Genomic DNA, 26183 nt, shown 5'->3' on the forward strand with positions numbered 1-26183 from the left:
GGGGGGGGGGGGGGGGGGGGGGGGGGGGGGGGCCCCGCGGGGGGAGCCCTCACCCCTGCCCTCTCCCAGAGGGAGAGGGGGTGAATTCGGGGATGGAGATTGCTGTGCCAGCCAGGCCTTGAAGTTGGCCTGTACGCGCTCGGGATACGGCACGAGCTCGTTGTCTTGCTGCATGGCAAAGCGCACAAGGCTGACGATGTCGGTAAGCAGGCGTTTCTGGTTGCTGCCTTTGACCTTGCCTTTTTGCAGTGCGGCGTAGGCCTGCCAGAGGGCGCTTTCGTCAATGAGGTGCGGCGGGCTGTGCAGCGCGTCGGCCAGGGCCTGGATGTCTTCAAACTTGAGCGGCGCGCGCACCGGGCGGTTGTAGAGGATTTGCAGCGCGGTGATTTCGTCTTTGTGCTGCTGGATGAAGGCTTCGAAGCTGTGCACCAGTTCTTTGGCGCGGTCGCTGCCTTCGGTGAAACCGGCGCTCACGAGCTTGTCGCTGGTGACGGTGTCGATGATGAGATCGGCCTTTTGCCTGAGCTTCAAGATGAGCTCGCGCAGCGCGGGGTTGCTGAAGGGTTGGGCGGCTTGGCGCAGAGTGGCTTCCAGCTGGGCGGGGCTCTGGTCTTCGCTGTTGGCCTCCAGGTTGAGCGCTTGCACGATGCCGCGCGCCAGGTCCTTGAGGCTGTGGCCGCCGCTGGCTTCGATGACCTTGGCGTGGTCGGCTTCGCTGATGTCTTTGCCCAGGCGGCTCAGGCGGGCGGCCACGCTGGAGAGCACTTCGTCTTCCACATTGCCCAGGGCCACGGCTTGCAGGAGCTTGTCAAGCGGCACGCTCTTTTTCTGGTCCATGGGGCGGCTGTCGGTCTTGTCGCGCTCGCAGACGCCCACGCAGTCGACGATGACGAAGTGGTCCTTTTTCAGCTGCTCGCCGGGGGCAGAAGGGTTCACGGCCATGAGGTCGGTGGGGTTGCAGATGCGCACACCCCGGCCTTTCATCTGCTCGAAGAAGCTGCGGCTTTTGACCGAGCGCATGAACATGACGATTTCGACCGGCTTGATGTCGGTGCCGGTGGCGATCATGTCCACGGTGACGGCCACGCGCGGGTAGTAGGCGGTGCGGAAGTCTTTGATGAGCTGTTCGGGGCTCGTTCCTCCACCCTGTGCACTGCGGTAGGTGATCTTTTGCGCGAACTCGTTGCCGCGGGCGAACTCTTCGCGCAGGATTTCGACGATCTTCTCGGCGTGGTTGTCGTCTTTGGCAAAGATGAGCGTCTTGGGCAGTTCCTGCCGCTGGGGGAACAGGTCCACGCGCCATTGGTCGCGCAGGGTGCGGACGACGGTGCGGATCTGGTCGGGCGTCTGCACGGCGCGGTCCAGCTCGGTGGGGTCGTATTCAAAGTCTTCGTCGAGCTGCCAGGCGGTCTTGCGGCGGGTGGCTTTGTCTTGGGTTTCGAGCCAGTAGCCTTTGTCCACCTTGGCACCGGCTTCGGTCACTTCGGTCTTGATGCGGTAGACGTCGTAATTGACGTTGACGCCGTCGGCCACGGCCTGGGCGTGGCCGTATTCCATGACGAGGTTCTGGTTGAAGAAGCCGAAGGTCTGTTTGTTGGGCGTGGCGGTGAGGCCGATCAGGTAGGCGTCGAAGTATTCCAGCACCTGCCGCCAGAGGTTGTAGATGCTGCGGTGGGCTTCGTCGGTGACGACGATGTCGAAGCTCTCGATGGGGATGGCCGGGTTGTAGCCGATGGGTTCGGGGTCTTTGAACAGGGCTTCGGCGCCCTCGGTGCTGGTCTCGTCGGCCTCTTCGGGCAGCTCTTTGCCCTTGAGCATGCTGAACATGCGCTGGATGGTGCAAATGACGACGCGGGCGCTGCCGTCGAGCTGGTTGCCCTGCAGGTGCTGGACGATGAACTCTTCGCCGAACTTGTAGGCGTTGTGCGGGCTGGCGTAGGCGTCGAACTCTTTCTTGGTCTGGCGCGCCAGGTTGCCACGGTCCACCAGAAAGAGCACGCGCCGGGCACCGCCAAACTTGATGAGCCGGTAGATGAAGCTGATGGCGGTGAAGGTTTTGCCGCTGCCGGTGGCCATCTGGATCAGGGCCTTGGGCTTGTTGGCGGCGAGGCTGGTTTCCAGGTTCTGGATGGCTTTGATTTGCGCCGGCCAGAGCTGGTAGCTGGCGCCGCCCTGGCCCCACTCGGTGACGAGTGGCGGCATGTGTTGCAGGCGGGCGAGGAAGGTGCCGGTAGGCAGATAGCCCGCAGGGGGTTCGGCGGTGGGCTCGGTGCCTGGGGCGATGTGGTTGGGCGAAGGGGGCTCGGCGGTTTTCAGCCACAGCCACAGCCACAGCCACAGCAGCTCGGGCCGGAAGAAGGCAAACAGCGGGCGGGCGCGGGGAGCCGGGTCGAGCCCGTTGGTAAAGCGGGTTTCGACCCCGGTGGACTCAAACACAAAGGGCAGCGGCCGGCGCCAGGCGGGCAAGGCGGCGGGCAGGCCCTGGGCGTAGCGGGCGCTTTGCACTTCCACGCCGCTCAAGGTGGCGCCTTCTTTCTTGGCTTCGATCACGCCGCAGGCTTTGCCGTTGACGTAGAGCAGGTAGTCGGCGAAGCCGTGGCCGGGGTTGAGCGGGAACTCGCGGATGGCGACGCCGGTAGCGGCATACATGTTGGCGCTGGCCACATCGCAAACGTGCCAACCCGCTGCGGTGAGCAGTGCGTCAATGGTCTGGCGGGCGCGGGCCTCGGGCGTCATGCGGTGGGCTTTGTCGTTGTTTCCTCTTGTTGCATTCTAGGGGGCCACCGCCGAGCCCTTAAACCAACCGCGCCAAAGCCTGCACCCCCACCGGCGGCTCGGGCAGCCAGGGCAGCACAAACGTGCGCTTCGCCAAACCGTTTGCAATTCTTTCCGTCTGGCGCACCTCGCCCGCCAGCCGCGCTTGCAGCAGCGGGTCTGTCGTGCCGGTGGCGACGATGCTCTTGTTGATGACCCAGGCCCAGGGTTCAATCTTGGCGCGGCGCAGGTCGTCTTGCAGGGCGGCGGCCTGGCTGACCGGGGTGACTTCGGGCAGGGTGACGATGATCACGCGCGTCATGCTGCCGTCTTGCAGGCGCATGAGCGGCGTGATGATGTGCAGGCCTTTGGCGGCTGCCTGGCCTTCGTACTGCTGCGTCATCTGCCGGTGGTAGGCGCCGGTGGCGTCCATGAGCAGCAGGCTGTGGCCGGTGGGTGCGGTGTCGAGCACCACGAACGACGAACGCGCTTCGTTCACCACGCGGCTGAAGGCGTGGAACACGGCCACTTCTTCGGTGCAGGGCGACTGCAGGTCTTCCAGCAGCAGGGCTTTGCCTTGTTCATCCAGCGCCTTGCCGCGCGTGGCCATGATCTTGGCGATGTAGGCGGCGGTCTCGGCCTTGGGGTCGATGCGGCCGACCTTGAGGCCTTCCAGGCTGCCGTTCAGCGCATCGGCCACGTGGGCGGCCGGGTCGGTGGTGGTGAGGTGCACGCTGTGGCCGCGCTGCACCAGGCCCACGGCCAGCGCGGCGGCAATCGTCGTCTTGCCCACGCCGCCTTTGCCCATGACCATGATGAGGCCGTGGCCCACGGCGGCGAGCTCGTCGGCCATTCTGGACAGCGGCTCGGCCGGCAGCGCGGGTGTGGCCGCATGGGGCGCAGGCGCGGTCACGTCGCCGCCTTGCAGCAGCGCCCGCAGCGCCGGCAGGCCCACGGTGTCGAAAGCGCGCAGCGGCACTTCGTCGCGCGGCAATTTGGCGAGCGCGTCGGGCATCTCATTCAGGGCCTGGCGGCCGAGCGCTTCGATGGCGTTGGCAATCGGGTCGTTGGCGCCGCTGGCATGAAACACGCCGTTGACGGCCAGGCGCTGGTTGGCCAGGCCGAGCTGGCGCAGCTCTTCGGCGGTGCGTGCGGCTTCCTGCATGGGGCGCGGGTCGGGCCGGGTGACGAGCACCACGGTGGTGAGTGCGGGATCGCTCAGCGCTTGCAGCGCGGCGTTGAAGCGCGCTTCCTGCATCTTCAGGCCGGAGTGCGGGCCCAGGCACGAGGCGCCCCGGTCGTTGCCCGCGAGGAAGCCGGTCCAGGCCTTGGGCAGGCTGAGCAGGCGCAGCGTGTGACCGGTGGGCGCGGTGTCAAACACCACGTGGTCGTACGCGCTTTCACCGCCCTCGCCCGCCAGCAGCGCGGCGAATTCGTCAAACGCGGCGATCTCGGTGGTGCAGGCGCCCGAGAGCTGTTCGCGCACGGTCTGGCGCTCGTCGTCGCTGGCGCTGGCTTCGAGCTGCGCGAGCACACGCTGGCGGTAGGCCTCGGCGGCGGTGTCGGGGTCGATGTTGAGCATGTGCAGCCCCGGCACGCCAGGCACGGGCACCGGCTGGTTGGACAGCGGCACACCGAGCATTTCGTCGAGGTTGGACGCGGCGTCGGTGCTGACCAGCAGCACCCGCTGGCCCGCATCGGCCAGCGCAATGGCGGTGGCGGTGGAGAGCGAGGTCTTGCCGACGCCGCCCTTGCCAGTGAAAAACAGAAAGCGGGTGGTTGCGGAGGCAAAGCCGGGAAGATTTGGGGTGTTCATGCCAACAGCATGGCACACACGGCGTACACGCGGTCTGACGCCCATCAACCCCAGGAGCGTGTCAGCTCACAACGGCTGCGGCCAGAGCCGCGCCACGTGTTGCACACGAAGTATTTGGACCACGCCATCTTTCACACGGTACGGAACGACGTAGTTTTGATGCACCACGAGTTCGCGTGTGCCGGGCACGCGGCCAGGGCGCCCCAAGGCAGGAAACTCGGCCAGACGTTCTGTTTTGGTTTTGATTTCGCCCACAAACGACGATGCGCGCACCGGGTTGTCGTGCGCGATGTGGTCGGCAATGGCTTGGAGGTTGGCCAGTGCCGTGCGGGTCCAGCGAATGTTCACGGGGCATCAGTGTCCGTGTTTGGCAAATACCGCTTGCACTTCGTCCGCAGAGGCAAAGTCGCCACGGTCGGCCTCATCCATACCGGCCTGAATGTCTGCAATTTGCCATTGCTCTTGGCTGACGTAGCTCCTGAGGGCTTCAACCGTCAGGAAACTTTTGGTGCGGCCTGTGGCTTGCACCAGTTGCTCCAGCTGGCTGTGCAGTTCCACCGGCAACCGGACATTGAGAATTTTTTCAGCAGTTGGCATGGTCGTCACCTCGGTATTCACACAGCTTCAGTGTATGTCATACAAGCGTTGCATAAGCCCACACAAATAGCTTTCTGCGTTGCAGGCCAGGGTTTAGCCGCCGGGCAGCGTCACCGTCACAGCCAGCCCGGGCGCCGCATTGCGCACCGCAAAAGTGCCGCCATGCGCCTGGGCCACAAGCTTGCACAGGTACAACCCAAGGCCCACACCGCCCTGCGCGCGGGTGCGTGCGGTGTCGGGGCGGAAGAAAGGTTCGGCCAGGTGGGCCAGCTGCTCTGCTGAAACGCCCGGGCCGTGGTCGCGCACCTCGATCTGAATGCCCTGGCCCACGGTGCGCAGGTGCAGTTCGGGTGGCAGCGGCGCACCCGCGCTGTAGCGCAAGGCGTTGTCAAGCAGGTTGCGCAGCAAGAGGCGAATGCGCGCGGCGTCCAGCGCGAGCGTGGGCAGGTTGGGGTCTTGCAGCAGCGTGATTTCAGGGCGGGCACCGGGCCGTGCAGGCTGGCGCGCCAGCACGTCGCTCATCACGTCTTGGGCCAGTGGTGCCAGCGCTACCGGCTCGCGCTGCAGCGCGGCGTGTTTGGCCGACAGGCGCTCGCTCTCCAGCAAATCGCTGATCAGGCCGGCCATTTCCTGCAGGTCGCGCAACAGGGCTTCGCGCTGCGGGTTCACGTCTGCCGTTTCGGGCAGCAGCTCGGTGTTGAGCCGGGCGCGGGTGAGCGGGCTGCGCAGCTCGTGGCTGATGGCCAGCAGCAGCGCGCGCTTGGCTTCCAGCATCTGGTGAATGTCCTGGCCCATGGTGTTGATGGTCTGGGCCAGCACGCCCAGCTCGTCGGGGCCATGCAGGCAGCGCTCGGGAATGGGCTGGCTGAAGTCGCCCGCGCCAAATCGGCGTGCGCCCTCGCCAATGGCGTCCAGCGGCTTGAGCAAGCGGCGCACATACAACCAGGCCAGCAGCGTGAGCAGCAGCAGCGCCGTGAGCGCATAACCAATCAGGCGCGGGCGGCGCTCGAACACCTCTTCGTTGATACCGAACTCGATGCTGTGGCCATCGGCCGTGGTGCGCTTCAAGATGCCTTGCCAGTCTTTGCCACCGCCCCAGTCTTCGCGCTGAAAGCCCTGTTCATTGGCGCGATCGTCACGCCGCCAATCGGGTACCGGTTGGTCAGGGTGCGAGGCCCAGCGCACCTGCGGCCCTTCAATGCGCACGGTCAGTGGAAGCCGCCCGGTGATGGCTTGCGCGCGCTCCACGCTTGGCGCGCCGCCGGCCGTGATGTCGCTGGCCAGCCGGTCCACATAGTCCATCAGCAGGGGCCGAGCGGCTTCGCGCCAACCCATGGAAAAGGCCTTTTGCGCGCCCGTGACCACCACGAAGGTCATGGCCGCGGCCAGCACCAGAAACACCAGCACCATGCGCAGCTTGATGGAGTGCGCCACGCGGTGTTTGGCGCGCCGCCAGGACGACGACCTCGGGGGCTGAGCCGCGCTCATACGGTCAGTCGGCGCAGCGCCAGCGAGTAGCCCGCGTTGCGCAGGGTTTTGATGCAGTCCAGCGGCTCCAGCTTCTTGCGCAGGCGGCTCACCACAATGTCCACCGCGCGGGTGTACAGGTCGGCCTCGTGGCCGCGCAGCTGGTTCAGGATGTCGTCGCGACTGAACACCTTGCCCGGCTCGCGCGCCAGCAACAGCAACAGTTCGTATTCGGTGCCGGTGAGTTCAACCGCCTGGCCTTCGCGCACCACGCTGCGGCGCGCGGTGTCAATGTCCAGGCCATCAAAGTGCAGCGTGGGCGCGGCACCCAGGGTCACCGCCTGGCTGTTGCCGTTGGGCTTGCGCCGGCGCAACACGGTTTGCAGGCGCGCCACCAGTTCGCGCGGCTCAAAGGGTTTGGGCAGGTAGTCGTCGGCACCCAGCTCCAGCCCCACCACGCGGTCCATCACATCGCCCCGCGCCGTGAGCATGACGATGGGAATGTCGTTGTCTTTGCGGATGGTGCGGCAGAGTTCAAAGCCGTCCATCTCGGGCAGCATCACGTCCAGAATCGCTGCGTCAAAAGGCTGGCTGCGCAGCAGGGCCAGGCCCTCGCTGGGGCGTGTGGCGTGGGTGAGCTGCAACTCGAATCGCTGGAAATACGTGGCCAGCGGCGGGCCGAGTTGTTCGTCGTCGTCGATCAGCAGGATGCGGTTCATGGGGCATTTTCACATGTCGCGCAGGGCGCGGTGCCGCACGATCAGGCGGCGCAGCCGGTGCTGTACCGGGGCGCCCAGGGCGTCGAAACGATCCGCCGCTGACAGCAGCGCGGGCAGCACTGGCAGGGCTCTGGCGGGTTGTTGTTGCGACAGCCGTGCCCAGAGATCGAGCGCGTGCTGCCGGTCAAAGCGCGGCCCCCACACCAGGGCCAGCAGCTCGGCGTGGGGGTCTTCGGCCCCGGCCAACAGCGCCGGGGCGTGCGCCCTGCTCTGCTGCGCCAGGTGGTGAATGGGTTCGAATGCGGGCGACATGGCAACGGCTTTCAAGCCACCGCGATCAGCCCCGGCCCCACCAGCCGTGGCCGCGTTTTTCCATGCGCTCGCGCACCTGCTTTTGCTGCTCGGCGTTCAGGCTGTCGTAAAAGTCGCCAAAGGCGCTGAGCATCTTGGGCCCGTTGCCTTGCATGACCTGCATTTTCTGGTCCATGAGGGCTTGGGCTTTGGTGCGGTCAAACTTGTCGCCGGCCACCAGCGCTTTCAGCTCGGCACGGGGGTCGGTGGTGTCGCCCCGAAAGGCCTTGCGCGAGGCGATCATCTCGTCGGCCAGCACCCCCAGCTTCTGCTTTTGTTCGGCGTTGAGATCGAGCTTGCTGCCGATCTTGTCAATGGCTTTGCCGCGCACCTCGGTGATGCGCTCGTCGCTCCAGCCGCGGGCATGGTCGCCACGGCTGCCACAGGCGGTGAGTCCCCCCAAAACGACGGTGGCGGCGGCGAGGCCAATGAGAGAGCGCTTGATCCAGTTTTTCATGATGGTGGTCCTTTCAGAACCTTGTTGAACATGACCATCATGGTGCCCGCGCACAGTGCGCGCCGGGTGTCAGCGCGGTTGCGGTTCTTTTCGTTTTGTTTCAGTCCCCGTCGGCGTTCAGCCACGCATCGGCAAAGCAACGCCGATGGCGACAAACATGCCGCCGCACACCTGATTGAAGCGGCGACCCACCCGCTGAAGCCAGTCGCGCACCCGGTGAGCCATGCTGGCGATCAGCCATTCGGTGGCGATTTCGACGGCAGCGAAGGTACCCGCCATGACCAGAAACTGGGTGAACAGGCTGCGCGCCGGGTCGAGAAACTGCGGCAGGAAGGCGGCGAAGAACAGCACCGCTTTCGGATTGGTGAGCGCCGACAGTGCACCTTGTCGGAACAGCGATGCGCCGCTGCGCGGACGGGCATCGGCGTGCAGATCCGCGCCGACAGGCGACGCGCGCCACACCTGCACACCCAGCCAGACCAGATAGGCACCGCCCACCCACTTCATGGTGGTGAGCCAGTGGGCCGAGGTCTTGAGCAACGCACCGATCCCAAACAGGGACAGTGCGATCACCAGCACAAAGCCCAGCGCCCCGCCCAGGATGGTGAACAAGGCACGGTTGCGCCCATGCAGGGCGCCATGGGTCAGTGCAAGCAGTCCGTTGGGGCCAGGGGAAAGTGAAAGACCGATGGCTGCGAGCAGGTAAATCAACCAGGTATCGAGTGCCATATGTCAGAACACCTCGGTGTCCACCTCGCTGTTGGCTTGCGCGTTGTAGCGGTCACCCTGCACGGTGTGCTGGTTGATCAGCGCATCCAGGCGCGCCAACACATCGCCGGTGAGCGTCACGTTGACGGCGCCCAGGTCGTCCAGCAGATGCTCCACACTCGTGGTGCCGGGGATGGGCAGGATGTCATCGCCCTGGTGCAGCAGCCAGGCAATGGCAAGCTGAGAGGGCGTACAGCCCACTTCGGCCGCGATGGCGTTGTAGGCTGGCAGCAGCTTCAGATTGGCAGCGTAGTGGTCGGGCGCAAAGCGCGGCATGCTGCGGCGGATGTCTTTGGCGTCGAAGGCGCTCACGTCCATGGGCGCGCACAAAAAGCCGCGCGCCACCGGGCTGAACGCCACGAAGCTCACGCCCAGTTCGCGGCAGGCTTGCAGCACCGCAATCTCGGGGTTGCGGGTCCACAGCGAATACTCCGTCTGCAGCGCCGCAATGGGGTGTTCGGCGTGGGCCTTGCGCAGGGTGTGGGCCGAGACCTCGCTCAGGCCCACGCTGCGGATCTTGCCCGCACGCACCAGGTCACCCAGCGCGCCCACGCTTTCTTCAATCGGCACCTGCTTGTCCCAGCGGTGCAAATAGTAGAGGTCGATCACGTCGGTTTGCAGGCGCTTCAACGCGGCTTCGCAAGTGGCCTTGATCGTGTCGGGCCGGCCGTCGATCACGCGCACCTTTACGCCGTCGGCATTGGGCACGCCCTGCATGCCGCATTTGCTGGCCAGCGTGAACCGGGTGCGGTGTTTGGCCAGGTATTTGCCCACCAGCGTTTCGCTGGCGCCAAAGCCGTACAGCGCTGCGGTGTCAAAGTGCGTCACACCCGCGTCCAGCGCAGCGAGCAGCACGCGCTCGGCCTGCTGTTCCGACACCGGAGCGCCGTAGGCATGGCAGATGTTCATGCAGCCCAGGCCGATGGCTGAGACTTGGAAGGGACCGAGTTGGCGTTGTTGCATGGTCAAACTTTCAAAAAACAGTGAAAAGGTTCAGGTGCGATCCGCTTCGTCGGGCACGTCTGGCACCGCCTGCAAGAAGCGGTCAAAGTCTTGCCGACTGCCTTGGGCTGCCTCTTGGCGCAGGTAGTCCACCGTGAGGATGGACGCCAGTTTTTCGCCCGCCGCACTGGCGATGAACTGGTTGACGGAAATGTCGTCGCGCGCGGCGAGTTCGCGGATTTTGGCGTGCAGGGAATTCGGCAGGCGGATGGTCAGGGCAGTCATGGTGTGCTCCTCAGGCGGGCCAGGAATTCAGTGGGCGTCAGCGGTTCAACGCCCAGTTGGGTGATTTTGCGGAAATCGCGCAGGTTGTGTGTGACCAGGTAGCGGCTTCCCGACGCCACCGCGCACTCCAGCACCATGTCATCGTCCGGGTCGCGCAGAAACGGGCGCCACAGGTAATACACATCCTGCAGATGGGCGATGGACGCCAGGTAGCGCAAGAAGCCCCGAGCGTCTTCGGGCTGCATGCCCGGCGGCAGGTGCTCCGGCCGGCTCAACACGTCCTGCCACTCGGTGTAGAGCGCCACGCTCAGCGCTATCTGAAAACGCGGATCGGGCAGCAACGACAGCAATTCGAAGCTGGAGCCGTTTCGCGACCGAGTGGCTGCGACCAGCACATTGGTGCCCAGAACGATTCTCATGGTTATGCCAGTGTAACCATTGTGCAACTGGGTGTTTGACGGCCATGCGAGCGCGCCGGGGCAGTGGACGCGGCTGCCGTTGGGGCTTATCCGGGATCTGGGGCTGGGGATTGATTTTTTTGGGCGATGGATGGGTGCGCTGGCACCCTCACCCCAACCCTCTCCCGCCAGCGGGAGAGGGAGTGAATACGCTCAGGCGGCGTTCAGCTGCTGCTCCAGGTTGTGCAGCACCTGATAACAGTTGAACACCTGCGCCACGCTCGAATTCGGCTCGCGGCCTTCTTTGATGGCGGCGAAAAACTCGCGATCTTGCAGCTCAATGCCGTTCATAGACACCGCCACCTGGCTCACGTCGATCTTTTCTTCCTTGCCGGTGACCAGGTCGTCGTAGCGCGCGATGTAGGTCGCGGTGTCGCCGATGTAGCGGAAGAAGGTGCCCAGCGGGCCGTCGTTGTTGAAACTCAGGCTCAGCGTGCAGATGGCGCCGTTGGCGGCCTTGAGCTGGATGCTCATGTCCATGGCGATGCCCAGCGTGGGGTGGATCGGACCCTGAAGGGCGTTGGCCTGCACGATCGGGCTGCCGGCCTGGTAGGCGAACAGGTCCACGGTGTGCGCAGCGTGGTGCCACAGCAGGTGGTCGGTCCAGCTGCGCGGCTGGCCCAGCGCGTTCATGTTGGTGCGGCGGAAAAAGAAGGTCTGCACATCCATCTGCTGGATGTTGAACTCGCCCGCCTTGATCTTCTGGTTCACGTCCTGGTGGCTGGGGTTGAAGCGGCGGGTGTGGCCGCACATCGCCACCAGGCCGGTCTGCTTCTGCAGCGCCACCACGTCTTCGGCGCCCTTGAGGCTGTCGGCCAGCGGAATTTCCACCTGCACGTGTTTGCCGGCCTTCAGGCAGGCCAGGGTCTGCTCGGCGTGCATCTGCGTGGGCGTGCAGAGGATGACGGCGTCCACCTCCTTCATCGCCAGGCTGTCGGCGAGGTCGGTGGTCACGTGACCGATGCCGTACTTGGCTGCCACTTCTTGGGTCTTTTCCAGATCGCGGCTGATCAGCGACACGACTTCAACGCCGTCGATGTTCTGGATGCCGTCGAGGTGTTTGATGCCGAAGGCGCCAGCGCCGGCGAGTGCGACTTTGATGGTCATGGTGTGTTCCTTATGCGTTCTCGAGAATCAGGTGGCCCACTGCGGTGTTGCTGGCGGGCACATGGTAGAAGCGGTGTTTGACGACAGGCGCAGGGCCTTGCACCTTGCCGTCGACGATGTCGGACATGGCGCCACGGGCAATGAGCCACATCACGAGTTCGATGCCTTCGCTGCCGGCTTCGCGCACGTAGTCGATGTGCGGCGTGTCGGCGCAACCCACCGGGTCGGCAATCATCTGGTCGAGCCAGGCGTTGTCCCATTCGCGGTTGATCAGGCCGGCGCGCGAGCCCTGCAGCTGGTGGCTCATGCCGCCCGTGCCCCAGATGTGCACGTTCAGATCGTCGTCGTAGCTCTCGACCGCCTTGCGGATGGCCTGGCCGAGCATGAAGCAGCGCTTGCCCGAGGGCACCGGGTACTGCACCACGTTGACCGCGAACGGGATCACCGGGCAGGGCCAGGCGTCTTTCTTCGGATCCAACTCGCCGCACATCAGCGACAGCGGCACGGTCAGGCCGTGGTCCACGTCCATCTTGTTGACGATGGTGAGGTCAAAGTCCTGCTGGATCACGCTCTGCGCGATGTGCGAAGCCAGGTCGGGGTGGCCGATGACCTTGGGCACCGGGCGTGGGCCCCAGCCCTCATCGGCCGGCGTGAACTCGGCCGCGGTGCCGATGGCGAAGGTCGGGATCATCTCCAGGCTGAAGGCCGTGGCGTGGTCGTTGTAGACAAGGAAGATGACGTCGGGCTTGTTGTCCTTCATCCACTGTTTGGAATAGTCGTAGCCCGCGAACACGGGCTTCCAGTAGTCCTCCTGGGTCTTGCCCAGGTCCAGGGCCGCGCCAATGGCGGGCACGTGGGAGGTGAAAACGGATGCGGTGATGCGTGCCATGTCAGTGCTTTCCTTGGGGTTGGCGGTGCGCCTGGGCGTCGCCGTCTTCGCCGACAACGCGGTTGCCTTCGACGCTGCGCCCGCCGTTGATCATCATGTCGCGGTATTCGGCTTCGGTCATGCCGGTCATGGAGCCGGCCATCTGCTGGAAGCTCTTGCCGTCGGTGGCGCCGATCTTGGCCAGGAAGTAGATGTTGCCGCCGGTGCGCATGCACCAGTTCAGGTCGCGCGCCAGCACGGCCTGCTTCTGCTCTTCGGTCATCGCCCATTCGTCGAGGTAGGCGCGCTCGTCGGCCTTGAAGCGCTCGCGGTTTTGTGCCTTCATGAGCGACATGCAAAACTGGTTGAGCCAGTAGCCTTTGCGTGACTGTTCGGCGTCGAAGATGATCGTGCCGGGCACATCAAGGTAGGGTTTTTCGAGGGACATAGGTACTCCTTATGCAAGTGGAATCGCCGCCGGGCCGCCCCAAGGCGATTCGCATCCCCTCGGGGGGCAGCGACCCGCGCAGCGGCGGAGCGTGGGGGTCAACATTCTTCAGGCCAGTAGAGCTTCATGGGGTTCGTCACGAGCAGTTTTTGCTGCAGCTCGGCGGTCGTTGCGATGTGCGGAATGAAGTCCACCAGCAGGCCGTCGTCGGGCATGTGGTCCTTCAGGTTGGGGTGCGGCCAGTCGGTGCCCCAGAGCACGCGGTCGGGGAACTGCTCAACGATGCGGCGGGCGAACGGGATCACGTCGGTGTAAGCGTTCTGCTCGCCGCCCAACGCCTTGGGGCCGGTGACGGACAGGCGCTCGGGGCAGCTCACCTTGCTCCACACATTGCTGTGTTCGCGCATGAATTTCTCGAACAGCGCGAACTGCGGGCCGTCCACCGGCAGCGACACGTCCGGGCGGCCCATGTGGTCCACCACCACCGTGGTGGGCAGCGCGGTGAAGAAGTCCCACAGCTCGGGCAGGTCCACCGCCTCGAAGTAGATCACCACGTGCCAGCCCAGCTGGGCGATGCGGCCGGCAATTTCCAGCAGCTCGTCCTTGGGCGTGAAGTCCACCAGGCGCTTGACGAAATTGAAGCGCACGCCGCGCACACCGGCGGCGTGCAAGGCCTGCAACTCTTCGTCGGTGATGCTGCGCTTGACCGTGGCCACGCCACGCGCCTTGCCGCCGCTGGACAGGCAGGCATCGACCATGGCGCGGTTGTCGGCGCCGTGGCAGGTGGCCTGCACCACCACGTTGCGGGCGAAGCCCAGGTGGTCGCGCAGCGCGTACAGCTCATGCTTGCTCGCGTCGCACGGCGTGTATTTGCGCTCGGGGGCGTAGGGGAACTCGGCCCCCGGGCCAAACACGTGGCAGTGGGCATCCACCGCGCCGGCGGGCAGTGTGAAGGTGGGCTTGGACGGGCCGGTGTACCAGTCCATCCAGCCTGCGGTTTTGGTGAAGTCACCGGAAGTGGGTTTGCTCATGGTGGCTTCCTCAGTCGATGTATTTGAGACCCGCAGCGGCCAGCGGCTCGCGCATCTTGTACATGTCCAGCCCCAGCACGCCCGAAGCCAGCTTGTCGCGCTTCTCGCCCTCAAAGCTCTCGCGCTTGATGGCGGCGGCCAGCGTTTCGGCCGCACGCGCCGCCGGCACGCAGACCACGCCGTCGTCATCGGCCACGATCACATCACCGGGCGTGACCAGCATGCCGGCGCACACGATGGGGATGTTCACCGAACCCAGCGTGGCCTTGATCGTGCCCTTGCTGCTGATGGCCTTCGACCAGACGGGGAAGTTCATTTCCTTGAGCGTCTTCACGTCGCGCACACCGGCGTCGATGATCAGGCCGCGGGCGCCGCGCGCCTGGAAGCTGGTGGCCAGCAGGTCGCCGAAATAACCATCAGAGCATTCAGCCGTGACGGCCGCGACCACGATGTCGCCGGGCTGGATCTGCTCGGCGGCCACATGCATCATCCAGTTGTCACCCGGCTGCAGCAGCACGGTGATGGCCGTGCCCGAGACCTGCACACCGGTCTGGATCGGGCGCATGTAAGGCTTGAGCAGGCCGACACGGCCCATGGCCTCGTGCACGGTGGCCGAGCCCAGCGCGGCCAGGCCGTCGGCCGCTGCGCGGTCGGCCCGGGTGATGTTGCGGTAAACGACGCCGAGTTCGTACATGGTGTTTTCTCCTGTTTGGGTGTAAAGCCCTCCCCCTCTGGGGAAGGGTTGGGTGGGGGCGAGCGGCGCGCCTGCCCCCATCCCTGCCTTCCCCCAGAGGGGGAAGGAGCAAGTCAGTGGCCCTTGGCTTTCAAAGCTGCGTCCAGACGCGGAAACACGCGGCGCGCATTGCCTTCGTAAATCTTGTAGCGGTCGTCCCCCACGACGATGGTGCTCGCTTCGATGTAGCGTTTGGTGTCGTCGTAGTAGTAACCGGTCTCGGGGTCGATGCCGCGCACGGCGCCGATCATTTCCGAAGCGAACAGGATGTTGTCCACCGGGATCACCTTGGTCAGCAGGTCGATGCCCGGCTGGTGGTACACGCAGGTGTCAAAGAAGATGTTGTTCAGCAGGTGGTCTTTCAGCAGCGGCTTCTTCAGCTCTTGCGCCAGACCCCGGAAGCGGCCCCAGTGGTAGGGCACCGCGCCACCGCCGTGGGGAATGATGAATTTCAGCGTGGGGAAGTCCTTGAACAGGTCGCTGGTCAGGCACTGCATGAAGGCCGTGGTGTCGGCGTTCAGGTAGTGGGCGCCGGTGGTGTGGAAGCAGGCGTTGCAGCTGGTGCTCACGTGCACCATGGCCGGAATGTTGTACTCGACCATCTTCTCAAAGATCGGATACCAGGCCTTGTCGCTCAGGGGCGGCGAAGTCCAGTGGCCACCCGACGGGTCGGGGTTCAGGTTGATGCCGACGTTGCCATATTCCTTGACGCACTTTTCCAGCTCGGGGATGCAGGTGGCAGGGTCCACGCCCGGACTCTGCGGCAGCATCGCGGCGGGGATGAAGTGGTCGGGAAACAGCTGGCTCACGCGGTAGCAGAGCTCGTTGCAGATCGCGGCCCAGGTGGCGCTGATGTTGAAGTCGCCGATGTGGTGCGCCATGAAGCTGGCGCGCGGCGAGAAGATGGTGATGTCCGAGCCGCGCTCTTTCATCAGGCGCAGCTGGTTGGTCTCGATGGTCTCGATCAGCTCGTCGTCGCTGATCTTCAGGTCACTGACCTTCGGGCTCAGGGCCGGGTCTTTGATGCCGGCGATCTGCGCATTGCGCCAGTTCTCCAGCGCCTTGGGCGCCGTGGTGTAGTGGCCGTGGCAGTCGATGATGAGGGGTTTTTGCTGGCTCATGGGGTGTCCTGTCGGTGCGGGATGAACGGGTCAACGGAGAAAATCAGGCGGGGTCCATGCCCTGGCGGCGTTTGGCGTCAGCGGCTTCGCTGGAGGCCATGAACGCGATCAGCGCGCGCGCCGCTTCGGGCTGGGCGGCGTTGACGCACACGCCGGCTGAAAACGTGGTGGTGATTTGAATCTCGGGCGGCAGCGGGCCCAGCACGGCAATGCCCTGCACATGCAACAGTTCGCTCAGCTGCTGAAAGCCCAGCTCCACCTCGCCGCGCGCCACCAGCGTGCCCACGGGCACGCCGGGCGGGGCCTGCACGATGCGTTCGCGCACCGCGTCAGCAATGCCCCAGCGCTCAAACAAGGCGGCCAGGGCCACGCCGCTGGGGCCGGTGGAATAGCTGATGGTGCGCGCCGCCAGCACGGCCTGGCGCACGGCGTCTTCCGATGCGATATCGGGCTGTGGGGCACCGGCTTTGACGGCCACCGCCACACCCGAATGCACCAGGTCCACGACGCTGCCGGCCACCACCTGGCCAGCGGCCACCAGCTTGTGCAGGGCGTCGGACGCCAGCACCACCACATCAAAGGCTTCGCCAGCCCGCACACGCTGGGCGGCGTCCACGCCACCCACCGACTCGATGGCCGCCGCCATGCCGCTGCGTTGTTCAAAGGCGGTCACCAGTTCGGCCAGCAGCTGGCGGGTGGCCATGGAAGAAATGCCGCGAATCGGCGTGGAACCAGGCAAGGTGGGTGTGGGCATGAACCCGATTGTCGCCATCGCCAGTCAAACCACAAGTGGAATACCGTACTATTAGCCATTCCATCTTGATATAACCGAAGCCCTGCCATGGACCTGAAGCAGCTGGAGTATTTTGTGCGTGTGGCGGAGCTGGGCAGCTTCACCCGCGCCGCCATGGCGCTGGACGTGGCACAACCCGCACTCTCGCGCCAGGTGCGGCTGCTGGAAGTGGAATTGCGCCAAAACCTGCTGGTGCGCAACGGCCGGGGCGCCACACCCACCGAAGCGGGCAAGCTGCTGCTGGAGCACGGGCGCGGCATTCTGCACCAGGTGGAGCGCGCCCGCGAAGAGCTGGGCCGGGTGCGCGGTGCGCTGGCCGGGCGCGTGGCCATTGGCTTGCCACCCAGCCTGGCGCGGGTGCTCACGGTGCCGCTCACGCGGGCGTTTCGCCTGCAGCTGCCTCAGGCCAGCATTTCCATCAGCGAAGGTCTGTCGGTCACCATGCAGGAATGGCTGACCACCGGGCGGCTGGACATTGCCGTGCTCTACAACGCGCAACCGGCACCCGAGATCGAGATCACCCCGCTGCAGGACGAAGAGCTGCTGCTGGTGCAACCGCGCCCACCCGGCCTGCCCGAAGACCCGCCGCCCGGCCCCATTGCGCTGCGCGACGTGGCCGCGTTGCCTCTGGTGATACCCAGCCGGCCCAACGCCTTGCGCATGCATGTGGAAACCGAGATGGCCAACATCGGCTGTCGGCCCATCGTGGCGCTGGAGATCGATGGCGTCTCGGCCATTCTCGACCTGGTGATCGACGGCGCGGGCGCCGCCCTGCTCTCACGCAACGCGGTGGCCAGCTCCATCCGCCCGTCGGCCTACCAGACGCGCCCGGTCTGCGAGCCCGCGCTGCGCACCCGCCTCTACTTGGCCACCAGCTCGCTGCGCCCGGCCACCCTCACCCAGCAAACCACGCTGGCCTTGATCGGCCGGACGCTGGCCGCGGTGAATGCGGCTTGAGAACTTCACATGAAGCGCCCCACCGCTCATGCCGACAGCCAGCCCGGGCTGTGGCGCATGAGCCAGAGGATGCCGCTGAGCGTAAAAAACGAGATGGCTGTGGTGGCCAGCAGCGCGGCCGCCGTGAAGGATTCAAACCCGTGGCGCTGCGCCAGGATGGCATAAATACCCAGCATGGGCATGGCGGCTGACAGCACCGCCGCCGCCCGCAGATCGCCGTCCACCGCCGGCAGACCCAGCAACGGCAACACCATCACGGCAGCCCACACCGCCAGCGGGTGCAGCAGCAGCTTGCCCAGCGCAATCATCGACACCTGCCGGCGCAGCCCCTTCACCTGCAGCCCCACCAGCGTGCCGCCAATGATGAACAAGGCCAGGCCACCGCTGGCCGCTGAAAACAGGGTCACGGTGCGGGTGATCACCGAGGGCAGTTGCCAACCCACGAGCGAGACCAGGAAGCCCGCCACAATGGCGATGATCATGGGGTTGCGCACCAGCCGCTCGACGGTCTGGCGCAAGGTGTGCCCCAGAGAAACCCGCTCACCGGGGTGGGCACCCGCGTCGGCCAGGGCCAACAACACGGGCAGCTTAAGGAGGTTCTCAACGAGCAGGTTGAGCGCCAGCACCACGCCCGCCAGCGGGCCAAACAGCAACAGCATCACCGGGTAGCCCACATAGCCGCTGTTGGAACACGTCATGCCCATGGCCACGTAAGCGCTTTCGGTGAGGCTTTTGCCCTGCACCCGGTGGGCGAACCACAGGGAACCCAGCATCAAGACCAGCGAACCCACCGCGAACGCCACCAGGTAGCCGGGGCGGATCACCTCACCCAGTGGCCGCGAAGCCAGCGCGTTGAACAGCAGCGCGGGCAATGCAATCTGGATAACGAATTTGCCGAACACCCGCATGTCGGCTTTGCTGAAGAGGCTCCAGCGCACGCTGGCAAAGCCGGCCGCGATACACAGGTAGATCGGGCCGGTGATGGCCAGGATGTCGAGCATGGGGTGCCAGACCGGCGTTTACAGCCGCAGCACAAACAGGGTGATGCCGGGAAACGCCACCAGAATCGCGGTGCGAATGAAGTCACTGGCCACGAACGGCATCACCGCGCGGTAGGTCTGCGTGATCGGGGTATCGCGCGCCATTGAGTTGATGACGAACAGGTTCATGCCCACCGGCGGCGTGATCAGACCCACCTCGACCACGATCAGCACCAGAATACCGAACCAGATCGCGAACTCTTCGGGCGGCAGGCCGAAGTCGAGCACCGAGACGATGGGGAAAAACACCGGAATGGTCAGCAGGATCATGGACAGCGAGTCCATGAAGCACCCCAGCACCACATAAAGCAACAACACACTGACCAGCACCACCCAGGGGTTCAGGCCCGAGCCTGCCACCATTTGCGCGGCCTCCTGGGGCAGCTGCGACAGCGCCAGGAAGGTGTTGTACACGCCCGCACCCAGCACGATCATGAAAATCATGCCGGTGGCAATGGCCGTGCCCAAAATGGCACCCATCAGCGTCTTGCGGTTGAGCCCACCGCTGAGCCATGCGGCCAGACCGGTGCCAAAAGCACCAATGGCAGCGCCTTCGGTGGGTGTGAACAGGCCGGTGTAAATACCGCCCACCACCGCAATGAAGATCAGCATGACCGGCCACACCTTGGCGGTGGCGATCCAGCGGTCTTTCATGGGCATGGGCGCCATGGAACCCACCTCTTTCGGTTTCACCCGGGCATAAATGGCGATCACGATCATGTAACCGATGGCGGCCAGAATGCCCGGCACAAACGCCGCCAGGAACAGCTTGGCGATGTTCTGCTCGGTCAGGATGGCGTAGATCACCAGCACCACCGAGGGCGGAATCAGAATACCCAGCGTGCCGCCGGCCGCCAGCGCGGCGGTCGAAATGCCGCCCGCGTAACCCGCGCGCTTGAGCTCGGGCAAAGCCACCTGGCCCATGGTGGCCGCCGTGGCCAGCGACGAGCCGCAAATGGCACCAAAGCCGGCGCAGGCACCCACCGCCGCCATGGCCACACCGCCCTTGCGGTGCCCAATCCAGGCCTCAGCCGCCTTGAACAAGGCTTGTGACAAGCCCCCCAGCGCGGCAAACTGCCCCATCAGCAAAAACAGCGGAATGACCGACAGCGAATAGCTGGAGAAGGTGCTGTAAGTGACCTGCTTGAGCTGGTTCAGGATCGGCACATACGAGCCGTACACCACCCAGGCACCGGCCAGGCCACACACCAGCATGGACAGGCCAATGGGAATGCGGATAAAGATCAGGAACAGCAGGACCGGGAAGGACCAGAGGGCGAGTTCGACGTTGCTCATGTTCAGTGTCCCGCGTTGGCTTCGGTGGTCCAGCCCTTGGGCTCAGACGCCAGACCCAGCTGGGTCAAGGTTTTGGCGATGTAACAGGCACAGCCAATCACCGCGCCCACAAAGCAAAGCGCATAGGCCCACCACACGGGCATCTGCAAGATGAAGGTGGTTTCCATGTATTCCTTCTTTTCAACCAGGCCGTCCCAGAGCTTCCAGGTGAGCATGAGCCAGACCAGCAGCATCAGCAGGTCGCTGAGGGTGTCAACCGCCTTTTGGGCCCAACGCGGCACGTGCATGTAGAGCAGGTCCACCGTGGCGTGACCACCACGCAAATAGCACCAGGGCATGAAGAAAAAGATGGCAATGCCCACACCCACTTCAACCAACTCAAAGTCGCCCGGCACAGGCCCCAGGCCCATGCCGATCAGGGCGCGCCCGGCCACACTGGCCACGACCATCAGCGTCAAGGCACTTAACATCACACCGCCGGCAATGGCGGTCCATTTGGCGGTTCGGTAGATCCAGTCAATCATCAACAGGTCCTTGTGTTGGGTAGGCGTCGGCTACGTGATTGTCACCCACAGCATCGGGCGAACCACAGGCGGTCACCCAGGGGGTCTGCGACTATAGCCGACAATTTCTTATCGTTAAACGTGTTTTACTTACCGAAATTACAAAACACAACCCTCAGCCGATGGCCTGCGCCGCCATCAACGCCAACGCAGCCAGTGGCCGGCAGGTCACCGGCCTGTGCAATATGCCGATTTTCTCCCGCACTGAACAGACCGTCTGGAATCTTTCAGCTATGCCGAGATGGCATGGAAAAAAACACTCCATCACCAAACGGCATAGCAGTAACTGCGGGGAAGCAACGGCAAGAAACCAGCACGCACAAAAAAGGGCTGCCCAGCCAGCACCGGACAACCCCGCCAAAACCACCGCAAGCCAGGCTCGCGGCGCCAAAGCCTTATTTGCTGTACTTCGCGATCAGCGCGCGGGCTTCGGCGGCCAGCTTGGCGCCGTCGATGTTCTTGCCCTTCACTTCGTTGATCCAGTCGGTTTCCACCGTGGCGGCCGTGCGGCGCCAGCGCTGCGTCTCGGCCGCATCCAGCGCCACGATGTTGTTGCCTGCCTTTTCGGCAATGGCTCGGCCGGCTTTGTCGCCCTCGTCCATGGCACGGCCAAACATGGCCGCGGCCGGGAGGCCCGAGTTGTTGTCGATCACCTTCTTCAGGTCGGCCGGCAGCTTCTCGTAAGACGCCTTGTTCATGGAGAAGGCGAACGTCTGGGTGTAGAGGCCGCGGTCGCCGGCAAAGGTGGTGTGGTTCTTCACCAGCTCGCTCACCTTCAGGGCGGGCGTCACTTCCCACGGAATGGTGGTGCCGTCGATCACGCCCTTGGACAGCGCTTCGGTCACGGCGGGCACCGGCATGCCCACTGGCGTGGCGCCCAGCTTGGTCAGCATGTTGTTGATGATGCGCGAGCCGCCCCGCACCTTCATGCCGCGCAGGCTTTCCAGCCCGGTCACGGGAGCCTTGGTGTGGAACAGTCCGGGGCCGTGGGTGTGCACCGCGATCAGCTTGACCGAGCTGAACTCGTCGGCCGCGAACTTCTCGACGTATTCCTGAAACGCCTGCGACGACTGCTCGGCCGAACCGCTCATGAACGGCAGTTCAAACACCTCGGCCTTGTTGAAACGGCCGGGGGTGTAGCCCAGCACGGTCCAGGTCAGGTCGACCACGCCGTCACGGGCCTGGTCAAACAGCTGCGGTGGCGCGCCGCCCAAAGCCATGGCGTGGAACAACTGCACCTTGATCTTGCCGCCGGACTCGGCTTCCACTTTTTGCGCCCAGGGGATCAGCGCTTTGGCCGGAATGGTGGCTTGCGGCGGGAGCATCTGGTGCAGACGCAGGGTCACCACCTGCTGCGCAGCCACAGGGCCGGCCAGCAAGGTGGTGGCAACGGCGCCCAGGGCGGCCAGTGCGGTTCGACGGGGAATGAATTTCATGGGTGTCTCCTGTAAAAAACTCGGTGAATGATGGACAAGGCGTCTGGCCGGGAGTGGCCAGGGACCGGCCTCACGGACGGCGGCGGATCAACTTGAAAGACGGCATGAACGCGGGCGTCTGCTCGGGCGTGTGGCCGGCCAGCACCTCGGCCAGGTTGCGGCGGGCCAGGCGCGAGTGCTCGCGCATGATGGACTCGGCCCGAGCGCCCTCGCGCTGCTCAATGGCGTCGAGCACCTGGCGGTGCTGGTCTTGCGCCACCACCAGCATGTCGCGCGCACGCGCTGAGTGCGACTGCAGCACCACAAAACCCGAGGGCGATGCAAAAGGCAAGCTCGCCGCCCGCTCCAACTGGCGCGCAATGGTGGGACTGGCGGCCATTTCGTAGAGCAGTGCATGGAAACGGCTGTTGAGCGACACATAGGCCGAAAACTTTTCATCGTCGAGCGTGGGCGTGGCCAGCGCCCCATCGATCTGCGCCAGACACTGCCGGGCCTGGGCCAGCAACGCCGCAGACGCACCCCGCTCGGCCGCCAGCCGGGCCAGCAAACCTTCCAGGGTGCCGCGCAGTTCAATGCCGTCGGCAATGTCGTGCTCGGTGAACGACTGCACGCTGTAGCCACCGTTGGGCAGGGCTTGCAGCAGCCCCTCTTGCTCCAGCCGCAGCAGCGCCGCACGCACCGGCGTGCGCGACACCCCCAGCCGCTCCACGATGGCCAGCTCCGCAATGCGGGTGCCACCGGCCAGCTCGCCCGACAAGATCAGTTCGCGCAACTGCAACAGCGCGCGCACCTGCACGCTCTCACCGCTGGCGGCAAAAGCCACTCCAGCGGTTTCGGACCATTCGGTTGCGGCGGTGTTCATGGGCCTGCAATGTATACAGAAAAATGGTTTTTTGGCCTAATTTGCGCTCATATCAGGGTAATCCATGACTTCCTGTATCCCAAAAAATCCACACCGGTCGAACAGGCCGGCATCCTGCCGGCGAGGGTTCAGTCGGCCAACCCCAGCAGCCGCACCGCGTTGCCTTTCAAAATGCCGGGCATGACCTCGGGCTTGAAACCGGCCACTTCAAAGTCTTTCATCCAGCGCTCGGGCGTGATCAGCGGGTAATCGCTGCCGAACAGGATGCGGTCTTTCAGCAGCGTGTTGGCGTACTGCACCAGCTGCTTGGGAAAGTATTTCGGGCTCCAGCCCGACAGGTCGATCCAGACGTTGGGCTTGTGCGTGGCGACCGACAGCGCCTCGTCCTGCCAGGGAAAGCTGGGGTGGGCCATGACGATCTGCATGTCGGGGAAGTCGATCGCCACGTCGTCCAGGTGCATGGGGTTGCTGTATTCCAGCCGCAGGCCGCCGCCGCAGCGCATGCCGCTGCCAATGCCGCTGTGACCGGTGTGGAAGATGGCGGGCAGCTTGTGCGCGTTGATCACCTCGTAAATGGGCCAGGCCATCTTGTCGTAAGGGTGGTAGCCCTGCACCGTGGGGTGGAACTTGAAACCCTTGATGCCTTCCTCCTGGATCAGGCGTTCGGCCTCGCGGGCGCCCATCTTGCCCTTGTGCGGGTCGATGCTGGCGAAGGCCACCATCATGTCGCTGTTCTCACGCGCGGCCTGCGCGATTTCTTCGTTGGGAATGCGCCGGCGGCCGAGCTGGCTTTCGCTGTCCACGGTGAACATGACCAACCCGATTTTTCGCTCGCGGTAGTAGGCAATGGTTTCGGCAATGGTGGGACGGCGGTTGCTGCCGAAGTACTTGTCGGCGGCGCGGTCGTATTCCTCACCGTAGTTGTCAAAAGGATTGCGGCAGCTCACCTCGGCATGGGTGTGGATGTCGATGGCGATCAGGTTTTTGTGGTCCATGGGGTCTCCGTTCTAAGGGTAAATACGGGGGCAAAAAATGGGTTGAGAACTTGATTTGGTTATTGTTTATAACAATAATGCAGGCACTCAACAAGCCCGATTTAACCGCACCACCATGACCACCACCAACCCCGACCTGAGCCTGAGCCTGCGTGGCGAGCAATCCGACGTGGCCGTGATCACGCTCAACCGTGTCACCAAGCGCAACGCCCTGAACGACGGCCTGATTCTGGCCATTCGGGACGTGTTCCAGAACCTGCCCAAGAGCGTGCGCGCCGCCGTGATCGACGGCAACGGAGAACACTTCTGCGCCGGTCTGGACCTGTCGGAACTGAGCGAGCGCGACGCCGGCGAAGGTGTGTTGCACTCGCGCATGTGGCATGCCGCACTCGACTGCGTGGAAAAAGGCCCCGTGCCGGTGGTGGCCGCCTTGCACGGCGCCGTGGTGGGCGGCGGCCTGGAGCTGGCCAGCGCCTGCCACATCCGCGTGGCCGATGAGTCCACGTTTTATGCGCTGCCCGAAGGCACACGCGGCATTTTTGTGGGTGGCGGCGGCTCGGTGCGCGTGCCCAAACTGATTGGGGCGGCGCGCATGGCCGACATGATGTTCACCGGCCGCGTCTACAACGCCGTCGACGGTGAGCGCATTGGCTTGGCGCAGTACCTGGTGCCCACCGGCACCGCGCTGGACAAGGCCATTGAGTTGGCCACCCGCATCGCCACCAACGCGCCGCTGACCAACTACGCGCTGGTGCACGCCCTGCCGCGCATTGCCGAGCAGCCCAGCGACCACGGCCTGTTCACCGAAGCGCTGATGGCTTCCATTGCCCAGAGTGCGCCAGAAGCCAAAGCACGGGTGCGGGCCTTCCTGGAAGGCAAAGCCGCCAAAGTCAGCAAGGGATGACCTCACGCGCCGCCTGACGGCGTCACCCCCCTTTAAAAGAGGGGGCCATGCCAGAGGCCCGGCACAGCCGGTTCCTCGGCCTGCTTGGGTAGAGAGAGACGCGCGCGCCGGTGCGGCCCGGGCGTCGAGCCTGGAAGAGTTATGAGAAACCGATGGAGACAAGCATGACCCCCGCAAAATACCGCCCCCTGACCTTCGGCGTGACCCGTGCCGTTTTGCGCGACGGCGAGACCGGTGTGCACTACCTGCGCGCCGACAACGCCCTGCCGCCCTACCCCGAGCGGCTGACCGACCGGCTGGTGCACTGGGCCCAGGTGCGGCCCGACCAGACCCTGTTTGCCCGGCGCGTGAAAAACGCCGACGGCAGCACCGGCGACTGGCGCCACATCAGGTTTGCGCAGGCACTGGACGCCGCACGCCGCATTGGCCAGGGTTTGCTCAACCGCGGCCTGAGCACTGAACGCCCGGTGCTGATCCTGAGCGAAAACGACCTGGAACACGCGCTGCTGGCGCTGGGCTGCCTCTACGCCGGCGTGGCCTATTGCCCCACCTCGCCACCCTACTCGCTCATCAGCCAGGACTTTGACAAGCTGCACCATGTGGTGAAGACGCTCACGCCCGGCCTGGTGTTTGCCAGCGACGCCAACCGCTACGCCCGCGCCATGCTCGCCACCCTGGGCGACGATGTGGAACTGGTCTGCACCGAAGGCACCGTGCCCGGCCGCGCCACCACCTCGTTTGCCGCCCTGCTCGCCACCGAGCCCACCCCCGCGGTGGACGCCGCCATGGCCGCCACGGGCCCGGACACGGTCACCAAGTTCCTGTTCACCTCGGGCTCCACCAAGCTGCCCAAGGCGGTCATCAACACGCAGCGCATGTGGTGCGCCAACCAGCAGCAGATGGCCGAGTCGATGCCCGTGCTCGCCGAAGAACCGCTGGTGCTGGTGGACTGGCTGCCCTGGAACCACACTTTTGGCGGCAACCACAACTTTGGCATGGTGGTCTACCACGGCGGCACGCTCTACATTGACGACGGCAAGCCCACGCCGGCCCTGATGCACGAGACCCTGCGCAACCTGCGCGAGATCGCACCCACGGTGTACTTCAACGTGCCCACCGGTTTCGAGGCGATTGCCAACGCCATGAAAGCAGACACCGACGAGGGGCGCCTGCTGCGCAAGACGCTGCTGTCGCGTGTGAAGATGTTCTTTTATGCTGGCGCCGCGCTGGCCCAGCCGGTGTGGGACAGCCTGTTTGACAGCGCCGAGCAAGAGATCGGCGAACGCATCGTCATGGGCACCGGCCTGGGCATGACCGAGTCCGGTCCGTTTGGCATCTTCGTCACCAGCCCCAACGTGAAAGCCGGCGACCTGGGCCTGCCCACGCCGGGCCTGGAGCTGAAGCTGGTGGACACC

At 64.8% G+C, this 26183-nt stretch carries 28 protein-coding genes; 3 read left to right on the forward strand and 25 right to left on the reverse strand.

Going from position 1 to position 26183, the window contains the following annotated elements:
* The 19 genes from Q7J58_RS21935 to Q7J58_RS22025 all read right to left on the reverse strand — a co-directional run.
* Window positions 1–2736: DEAD/DEAH box helicase family protein (locus tag Q7J58_RS21935; protein WP_304832103.1), on the reverse strand; the 2736-nt coding region annotated here is incomplete at its 3' end.
* A 58-nt stretch (window positions 2737–2794) separates the two neighbouring features.
* Entirely contained in the window at window positions 2795–4570 is a 1776-nt protein-coding gene (gene arsA / locus Q7J58_RS21940; protein ID WP_304832105.1) for an arsenical pump-driving ATPase, read from the reverse strand.
* 66 nt (window positions 4571–4636) lie between these two features.
* The gene (locus Q7J58_RS21945) at window positions 4637–4918 is read right to left on the reverse strand and encodes a type II toxin-antitoxin system RelE/ParE family toxin (RefSeq protein ID WP_304832107.1); all 282 of its coding nucleotides are present in this window, start codon (window positions 4916–4918) and stop codon (window positions 4637–4639) included.
* A 6-nt stretch (window positions 4919–4924) separates the two neighbouring features.
* Entirely contained in the window at window positions 4925–5167 is a 243-nt protein-coding gene (locus Q7J58_RS21950) for a hypothetical protein (protein WP_304832109.1), read from the reverse strand.
* Window positions 5168–5260: 93 nt separating this feature from the next.
* Window positions 5261–6655: a HAMP domain-containing sensor histidine kinase gene (locus tag Q7J58_RS21955; protein ID WP_304832111.1), complete on the reverse strand. Its 1395-nt coding sequence runs from the start codon at window positions 6653–6655 to the stop codon at window positions 5261–5263.
* On the reverse strand, window positions 6652–7353 hold the full coding sequence (locus Q7J58_RS21960) for a response regulator transcription factor (RefSeq protein ID WP_304832113.1): 702 nt from the start codon (window positions 7351–7353) through the stop codon (window positions 6652–6654). Before Q7J58_RS21960 ends, Q7J58_RS21955 begins: the two co-directional genes overlap by 4 nt.
* A gap of 9 nt (window positions 7354–7362) precedes the next feature.
* On the reverse strand, window positions 7363–7665 hold the full coding sequence (locus Q7J58_RS21965) for a hypothetical protein (protein ID WP_304832115.1): 303 nt from the start codon (window positions 7663–7665) through the stop codon (window positions 7363–7365).
* Window positions 7666–7690: 25 nt separating this feature from the next.
* Window positions 7691–8161, reverse strand: coding sequence for a Spy/CpxP family protein refolding chaperone (locus Q7J58_RS21970; protein WP_304832116.1), 471 nt, complete (start codon window positions 8159–8161; stop codon window positions 7691–7693).
* Between the two features lie 117 nt (window positions 8162–8278).
* Window positions 8279–8890, reverse strand: coding sequence for a LysE family transporter (locus Q7J58_RS21975; protein WP_304832117.1), 612 nt, complete (start codon window positions 8888–8890; stop codon window positions 8279–8281).
* Between the two features lie 3 nt (window positions 8891–8893).
* Window positions 8894–9892: an aldo/keto reductase gene (locus tag Q7J58_RS21980; RefSeq protein WP_304832119.1), complete on the reverse strand. Its 999-nt coding sequence runs from the start codon at window positions 9890–9892 to the stop codon at window positions 8894–8896.
* Between the two features lie 30 nt (window positions 9893–9922).
* Window positions 9923–10156: a YlcI/YnfO family protein gene (locus Q7J58_RS21985; protein ID WP_304832120.1), complete on the reverse strand. Its 234-nt coding sequence runs from the start codon at window positions 10154–10156 to the stop codon at window positions 9923–9925.
* Window positions 10153–10575: a putative toxin-antitoxin system toxin component, PIN family gene (locus Q7J58_RS21990; protein ID WP_304832122.1), complete on the reverse strand. Its 423-nt coding sequence runs from the start codon at window positions 10573–10575 to the stop codon at window positions 10153–10155. Before Q7J58_RS21990 ends, Q7J58_RS21985 begins: the two co-directional genes overlap by 4 nt.
* A gap of 192 nt (window positions 10576–10767) precedes the next feature.
* Entirely contained in the window at window positions 10768–11721 is a 954-nt protein-coding gene (locus tag Q7J58_RS21995) for a Gfo/Idh/MocA family oxidoreductase (RefSeq protein ID WP_304832123.1), read from the reverse strand.
* A 10-nt stretch (window positions 11722–11731) separates the two neighbouring features.
* Window positions 11732–12610, reverse strand: a complete 879-nt coding sequence (locus tag Q7J58_RS22000; protein ID WP_304832125.1) for a class III extradiol dioxygenase subunit beta — start codon at window positions 12608–12610, stop codon at window positions 11732–11734.
* A gap of 1 nt (window position 12611) precedes the next feature.
* Window positions 12612–13037 carry a protocatechuate 4,5-dioxygenase subunit alpha gene (gene ligA, locus Q7J58_RS22005; protein ID WP_304832127.1) on the reverse strand — a complete coding sequence of 142 codons (426 nt, stop codon included), beginning with the start codon at window positions 13035–13037 and terminating at the stop codon, window positions 12612–12614.
* Between the two features lie 98 nt (window positions 13038–13135).
* Window positions 13136–14068 carry an amidohydrolase family protein gene (locus Q7J58_RS22010; RefSeq protein WP_304832129.1) on the reverse strand — a complete coding sequence of 311 codons (933 nt, stop codon included), beginning with the start codon at window positions 14066–14068 and terminating at the stop codon, window positions 13136–13138.
* Between the two features lie 10 nt (window positions 14069–14078).
* The gene (gene ligK / locus Q7J58_RS22015; RefSeq protein WP_304832131.1) at window positions 14079–14762 is read right to left on the reverse strand and encodes a 4-carboxy-4-hydroxy-2-oxoadipate aldolase/oxaloacetate decarboxylase; all 684 of its coding nucleotides are present in this window, start codon (window positions 14760–14762) and stop codon (window positions 14079–14081) included.
* 113 nt (window positions 14763–14875) lie between these two features.
* Window positions 14876–15922 carry an amidohydrolase family protein gene (locus Q7J58_RS22020; protein ID WP_304832132.1) on the reverse strand — a complete coding sequence of 349 codons (1047 nt, stop codon included), beginning with the start codon at window positions 15920–15922 and terminating at the stop codon, window positions 14876–14878.
* 43 nt (window positions 15923–15965) lie between these two features.
* A complete protein-coding gene (locus Q7J58_RS22025) occupies window positions 15966–16676 on the reverse strand; it encodes a substrate-binding domain-containing protein (RefSeq protein ID WP_304832134.1) in 711 nt (236 codons plus the stop codon).
* Window positions 16677–16763: 87 nt separating this feature from the next.
* Between Q7J58_RS22025 and Q7J58_RS22030 the strand changes: the two genes are divergently transcribed.
* Entirely contained in the window at window positions 16764–17672 is a 909-nt protein-coding gene (locus tag Q7J58_RS22030; protein WP_304832136.1) for a LysR substrate-binding domain-containing protein, read from the forward strand.
* 26 nt (window positions 17673–17698) lie between these two features.
* On the opposite strand, the gene Q7J58_RS22035 is transcribed toward Q7J58_RS22030, so the two are convergent.
* The 6 genes from Q7J58_RS22035 to Q7J58_RS22060 all read right to left on the reverse strand — a co-directional run bounded on the left by Q7J58_RS22035 (window position 17699) and on the right by Q7J58_RS22060 (window position 23864).
* A complete protein-coding gene (locus tag Q7J58_RS22035; RefSeq protein ID WP_304832137.1) occupies window positions 17699–18673 on the reverse strand; it encodes an AEC family transporter in 975 nt (324 codons plus the stop codon).
* A gap of 18 nt (window positions 18674–18691) precedes the next feature.
* A complete protein-coding gene (locus Q7J58_RS22040) occupies window positions 18692–20008 on the reverse strand; it encodes a TRAP transporter large permease (RefSeq protein WP_304832139.1) in 1317 nt (438 codons plus the stop codon).
* Window positions 20009–20010: 2 nt separating this feature from the next.
* Window positions 20011–20532 carry a TRAP transporter small permease gene (locus Q7J58_RS22045; RefSeq protein ID WP_304832141.1) on the reverse strand — a complete coding sequence of 174 codons (522 nt, stop codon included), beginning with the start codon at window positions 20530–20532 and terminating at the stop codon, window positions 20011–20013.
* A 434-nt stretch (window positions 20533–20966) separates the two neighbouring features.
* On the reverse strand, window positions 20967–22007 hold the full coding sequence (locus Q7J58_RS22050; RefSeq protein ID WP_304832143.1) for a TRAP transporter substrate-binding protein: 1041 nt from the start codon (window positions 22005–22007) through the stop codon (window positions 20967–20969).
* A 70-nt stretch (window positions 22008–22077) separates the two neighbouring features.
* Window positions 22078–22869, reverse strand: coding sequence for a GntR family transcriptional regulator (locus tag Q7J58_RS22055; protein ID WP_304832145.1), 792 nt, complete (start codon window positions 22867–22869; stop codon window positions 22078–22080).
* 128 nt (window positions 22870–22997) lie between these two features.
* Complete coding sequence (locus tag Q7J58_RS22060) at window positions 22998–23864, reverse strand: amidohydrolase family protein (protein WP_304832147.1); 867 nt, start codon at window positions 23862–23864, stop codon at window positions 22998–23000.
* Between the two features lie 115 nt (window positions 23865–23979).
* Here Q7J58_RS22060 and Q7J58_RS22065 point away from each other — a divergent pair, with 115 nt between their 5' ends.
* Window positions 23980–24768, forward strand: coding sequence for a crotonase/enoyl-CoA hydratase family protein (locus tag Q7J58_RS22065; RefSeq protein WP_304832149.1), 789 nt, complete (start codon window positions 23980–23982; stop codon window positions 24766–24768).
* Between the two features lie 164 nt (window positions 24769–24932).
* The coding region (locus Q7J58_RS22070) for an AMP-binding protein (protein WP_304832150.1) at window positions 24933–26183 on the forward strand (1251 nt) is incomplete at its 3' end.

The sequence above is a fragment of the Hydrogenophaga sp. genome (genome assembly GCF_030656115.1).
Taxonomy (GTDB): domain Bacteria; phylum Pseudomonadota; class Gammaproteobacteria; order Burkholderiales; family Burkholderiaceae_C; genus Hydrogenophaga.

What these genes read in the sequence shown, in the direction of transcription:
- arsA (WP_304832105.1), bottom strand. Translation starts at nt 4,570, where the DNA reads ATGAACACCCCAAATCTTCCCGGCTTTGCCTCCGCAACCACCCGCTTT.
- Q7J58_RS21950 (WP_304832109.1), bottom strand. Translation starts at nt 5,167, where the DNA reads ATGCCAACTGCTGAAAAAATTCTCAATGTCCGGTTGCCGGTGGAACTG.
- Q7J58_RS21955 (WP_304832111.1), bottom strand. Translation starts at nt 6,655, where the DNA reads ATGAGCGCGGCTCAGCCCCCGAGGTCGTCGTCCTGGCGGCGCGCCAAA.
- Q7J58_RS21960 (WP_304832113.1), bottom strand. Translation starts at nt 7,353, where the DNA reads ATGAACCGCATCCTGCTGATCGACGACGACGAACAACTCGGCCCGCCG.
- Q7J58_RS21965 (WP_304832115.1), bottom strand. Translation starts at nt 7,665, where the DNA reads ATGTCGCCCGCATTCGAACCCATTCACCACCTGGCGCAGCAGAGCAGG.
- Q7J58_RS21970 (WP_304832116.1), bottom strand. Translation starts at nt 8,161, where the DNA reads ATGAAAAACTGGATCAAGCGCTCTCTCATTGGCCTCGCCGCCGCCACC.
- Q7J58_RS21975 (WP_304832117.1), bottom strand. Translation starts at nt 8,890, where the DNA reads ATGGCACTCGATACCTGGTTGATTTACCTGCTCGCAGCCATCGGTCTT.
- Q7J58_RS21980 (WP_304832119.1), bottom strand. Translation starts at nt 9,892, where the DNA reads ATGCAACAACGCCAACTCGGTCCCTTCCAAGTCTCAGCCATCGGCCTG.
- Q7J58_RS21985 (WP_304832120.1), bottom strand. Translation starts at nt 10,156, where the DNA reads ATGACTGCCCTGACCATCCGCCTGCCGAATTCCCTGCACGCCAAAATC.
- Q7J58_RS21990 (WP_304832122.1), bottom strand. Translation starts at nt 10,575, where the DNA reads ATGAGAATCGTTCTGGGCACCAATGTGCTGGTCGCAGCCACTCGGTCG.
- Q7J58_RS21995 (WP_304832123.1), bottom strand. Translation starts at nt 11,721, where the DNA reads ATGACCATCAAAGTCGCACTCGCCGGCGCTGGCGCCTTCGGCATCAAA.
- Q7J58_RS22000 (WP_304832125.1), bottom strand. Translation starts at nt 12,610, where the DNA reads ATGGCACGCATCACCGCATCCGTTTTCACCTCCCACGTGCCCGCCATT.
- ligA (WP_304832127.1), bottom strand. Translation starts at nt 13,037, where the DNA reads ATGTCCCTCGAAAAACCCTACCTTGATGTGCCCGGCACGATCATCTTC.
- Q7J58_RS22010 (WP_304832129.1), bottom strand. Translation starts at nt 14,068, where the DNA reads ATGAGCAAACCCACTTCCGGTGACTTCACCAAAACCGCAGGCTGGATG.
- ligK (WP_304832131.1), bottom strand. Translation starts at nt 14,762, where the DNA reads ATGTACGAACTCGGCGTCGTTTACCGCAACATCACCCGGGCCGACCGC.
- Q7J58_RS22020 (WP_304832132.1), bottom strand. Translation starts at nt 15,922, where the DNA reads ATGAGCCAGCAAAAACCCCTCATCATCGACTGCCACGGCCACTACACC.
- Q7J58_RS22025 (WP_304832134.1), bottom strand. Translation starts at nt 16,676, where the DNA reads ATGCCCACACCCACCTTGCCTGGTTCCACGCCGATTCGCGGCATTTCT.
- Q7J58_RS22030 (WP_304832136.1), top strand. Translation starts at nt 16,764, where the DNA reads ATGGACCTGAAGCAGCTGGAGTATTTTGTGCGTGTGGCGGAGCTGGGC.
- Q7J58_RS22035 (WP_304832137.1), bottom strand. Translation starts at nt 18,673, where the DNA reads ATGCTCGACATCCTGGCCATCACCGGCCCGATCTACCTGTGTATCGCG.
- Q7J58_RS22040 (WP_304832139.1), bottom strand. Translation starts at nt 20,008, where the DNA reads ATGAGCAACGTCGAACTCGCCCTCTGGTCCTTCCCGGTCCTGCTGTTC.
- Q7J58_RS22045 (WP_304832141.1), bottom strand. Translation starts at nt 20,532, where the DNA reads ATGATTGACTGGATCTACCGAACCGCCAAATGGACCGCCATTGCCGGC.
- Q7J58_RS22050 (WP_304832143.1), bottom strand. Translation starts at nt 22,007, where the DNA reads ATGAAATTCATTCCCCGTCGAACCGCACTGGCCGCCCTGGGCGCCGTT.
- Q7J58_RS22055 (WP_304832145.1), bottom strand. Translation starts at nt 22,869, where the DNA reads ATGAACACCGCCGCAACCGAATGGTCCGAAACCGCTGGAGTGGCTTTT.
- Q7J58_RS22060 (WP_304832147.1), bottom strand. Translation starts at nt 23,864, where the DNA reads ATGGACCACAAAAACCTGATCGCCATCGACATCCACACCCATGCCGAG.
- Q7J58_RS22065 (WP_304832149.1), top strand. Translation starts at nt 23,980, where the DNA reads ATGACCACCACCAACCCCGACCTGAGCCTGAGCCTGCGTGGCGAGCAA.